General features: G+C 46.5%; 4 protein-coding genes. 3 read left to right on the top strand and 1 reads right to left on the bottom strand.

Annotated elements, in window-relative coordinates:
* On the top strand, positions 1 to 1,510 hold a 1,510-nt coding region (leuS, locus tag AC1DSE_RS32930), incomplete at its 5' end, for a leucine--tRNA ligase (RefSeq protein ID WP_477528889.1).
* Positions 1,511 to 1,550: 40 nt separating this feature from the next.
* Here leuS and comER read toward each other — a convergent pair.
* Entirely contained in the window at positions 1,551 to 2,390 is an 840-nt protein-coding gene (gene comER, locus AC1DSE_RS32925; protein ID WP_477528888.1) for a late competence protein ComER, read from the bottom strand.
* Positions 2,391 to 2,585: 195 nt separating this feature from the next.
* Here comER and AC1DSE_RS32920 point away from each other — a divergent pair, with 195 nt between their 5' ends.
* Entirely contained in the window at positions 2,586 to 3,146 is a 561-nt protein-coding gene (locus AC1DSE_RS32920; RefSeq protein WP_477511352.1) for a ComEA family DNA-binding protein, read from the top strand.
* Positions 3,147 to 3,226: 80 nt separating this feature from the next.
* The coding region (locus tag AC1DSE_RS32915) for a PLP-dependent transferase (protein WP_477528887.1) at positions 3,227 to 3,447 on the top strand (221 nt) is incomplete at its 3' end.

The raw sequence follows: 3,447 nt of genomic DNA, 5'->3' as shown, positions 1-3,447 counted from the left end.
GTTCACAGGAGCTTATGCCATTAATCCCGTTAATGGCGTGAAAACACAAATCTGGATCGCAGATTATGTTCTTGCTGGTTATGGAACGGGTGCTATTATGGCTGTTCCAGGTCATGACGCTCGCGACTGGGAATTTGCTAAGCAATTTGATTTGCCAATCGTTGAGGTTGTGCAAGGCGGAGATGTTACGAAGGAAGCTTATGCAGGCGACGGCATTCATGTCAATTCCGATTTCTTGAACGGTTTGACGAATGAAGAAGCGATTGCGAAAATGATAGAGCATCTGGATGCGTCGGGCAAAGGAAAAGGGAAAATCACTTACCGCCTGCGCGATTGGTTGTTCAGCCGCCAGCGCTACTGGGGTGAGCCGATTCCGATCCTTCACTTGGAGGATGGTACGATGAAGACTGTTCCTGAGGATCAGCTTCCGCTTCTGCTGCCTGATGTTGATGCTATCACTCCTTCAGGAACTGGGGAATCACCGCTTGCCAGCGTTACGGAATGGGTGAACACGATCGATCCTGAAACGGGCATGAAGGCTCGCCGTGAAACGAACACGATGCCGCAATGGGCTGGCAGCTGCTGGTACTACCTGCGCTTCATCGATCCTAAAAACGACAAACAGCTTTGTTCGCCAGAGAAGCAAAAGCAATGGCTGCCGGTTGACCTTTACATCGGTGGCGCTGAGCATGCTGTACTGCATCTGCTTTACGCTCGTTTCTGGCACAAGGTGCTTTATGATATCGGCGTTGTAGATACAAAGGAGCCGTTCCATAAGCTTGTCAACCAAGGCATGATTCTTGGAAACAACAACGAAAAAATGTCCAAATCGCGTGGAAATGTTATCAATCCAGATGATATCGTAAACGAGTTTGGCGCAGATACGCTACGTATGTACGAAATGTTTATGGGTCCGCTTGAAGCAACGAAACCTTGGAATACCAATGGTGTGGAAGGAACATATCGTTTCCTTAACCGTGTATGGCGTTTGTTCGTGAACGAGGATGGCAGCTTGAATGCCAAAATCGGCAATGRCGAAACAAGTGATGCATTCAAGCGCACATGGCATCGTTCAATCAAAAAAATTACGGATGATTATGAGGGACTTCGCTTCAACACCGTAATCAGCCAGCTCATGATTTTTGTAAACGAAGCCTACAAAACAGATGTGCTTCCGCAAGCAGCAATGGAGCAATTCGTTCAATTGATTTCTCCAATTGCGCCGCATATCGCGGAAGAGCTATGGGAGAAGCTGGGACGCACGGATTCGCTTACGTATGCAGCGTTCCCGACGTTCGAAGAAGCTTGGACGGTCGATCAAGAGGTTGAGATCGTCGTACAAGTAAATGGTAAAATCGCAGATCGCATCTCCATTGCAGCTGATATGGACGTTGCTGAGATGGAAAGCATAGCGAAAGAACTTGAGAAGGTGCAAGAGCTGATTGCCGGCAAAACAATCCGTAAAGTCATTGCGGTAAAAGGCAAGCTAGTTAATATCGTTGCTAATTAAGACAAACAGAAGAGGTGAGCGGGCATTAGCTGAAGAACAGCTATTGACCGTTCACCTCTTCGCCTATAAAGGCGGTYGAAACCTTGACCACATCTTCATCGAACTTTGCATGTGTCGTACGGATGAGTTGATTGAATACTCCTTCTGTCTCGCGGCGCAGCAGGTTTAGCGCTTTGGCTGTAATGCCGCCAGGGACGGCAACTCTCTCTTGCACCTCTGCTGGTGTAAGGCCGCCTTCGGTCAGCAGCAAGCCGGTTCCGAGCAGCATGGCGCTTGCAACACGCAGCGCTTCATCACGGCTTATACCCGTTTCTGCAACCGCAGCATCCACAAATTGCTCAAGCAGGAAAGACATAAAAGCTGGTCCGCAGCTTGAAATGTCGGATACGATGCGTGTGTAATTCTCATCTATTCGCAGCGGCTGACTAATATGGGATAATAAGTCCTCCAGATGAGCCATATCATTCTCATCAATCGTTTCCCCATAAATACAAAGCGATGCTCCGCTCCATACATAATTTGTAATGCTCGGAATAACCTTAGCTACCTTGCAATCGAGTTCCCCTTCTAGATGAGAGATAAGGACAGGACTCGTTATAGATACGACAATCTGATTTGGTCGAATAGTTGCCTTCAAATCATCGACCACTTTTTTAAACTCCAAAGGCTTTACGCACAAAAAAACAATATCGCAGCCGCAGGCAGCCGCAGCATTCGTATATTCGGCTCTCATGCCGGAATAACGGTTGGCCAAGGCTTGCGCTTTTGCAAAGGTGCGGTTGCTGACGGCAATTTGTTTTGGTGATAATGCACCAGATGCGATCAAAGCTTCAATGAGCAGGCTTCCCATTGTGCCCGTCCCGATAAATCCGACATTCATGCTGAACCCTCCTATAGGTTTGGCGCGCACATAACCTGCTTTAATTTGTAGAGAAAGGTTATATGCGAACAAATCCCGAGTGAAAATTTCAATAGCCGTACTCATTTCGTGTGCTCTCTTACCTTATTCCGCAGGACTTGTTTCATATGTCACTAATTACCAAATAATTCGTCGCTTTCAAAGGAGAGTGAAGAAGTGAAGCCTTTAACTGGAACGATTTCTAGCAAAGCCATTTTATTTGCTTCTATTTTAATACTTGCTGCAGCTATATTGCTGGCCGCTGCTTTTATGGAGCCTAAGCAGCCGGAAAGAGGTAATTGGGTACCTTTAAACGATGCTGTGAAATCTGCAGTCGCTGCAATTGATGCAGCAGATACCGGTGAAGAAGACGTAAAGAACAAGAAGGATACTGAGATGATCCCGGAAAAGGAGCAAGAAGCATCGGCTGCGGGTGTTGATCATCGGAATGAGCCGGATGGGAGAGCTGCTTTAAAGGAAGATACGATTGTATCCACTGCGCCAGCAGCACCGATTGTTGATGCGGACATGGATGATGCAGCAAAGCTTGATATCAACCGCGCAACGGAGGCAGAACTTGATGATTTGAAAGGAATCGGACCGTCCAAAGCAAAAGCAATTATTGAAGATAGAGAAAGAAACGGCAAATTTGCAACCGTTAATGATTTACTCCGTGTCAAGGGAATTGGAGAAAAACTATTAAAAGGATTGGAAGACAGCATTGTAGCTCGTCCATAATTGTGAGAGAATGGAAAGAAGCGGACATTTACAACTTCCGTTTGCCATTATCTATTAACTCATTTGAAGGAGTCGAGAAAATGTCAGAACAACGCAAGCTTTCCCTTGATACACTATCCGTCCACGGAGGTCAGCAAATCGATCCGACTACGTTGTCGCGCGCGGTACCTATCTACCAGACGACATCTTACGGATTCAAAGATACAGATCATGCAGCGAATCTATTTGCATTGCAGGAATTTGGAAATATTTACTCCCGAATTATGAACCCGACATCGGATGTTTTTGAGAAACGTGTAGC

This window comes from Paenibacillus sp. 01L418 (assembly GCF_056400045.1).
Note: the sequence above shows the minus strand (reverse complement) of the source record. Positions and strands in the feature narration are given on the sequence as shown.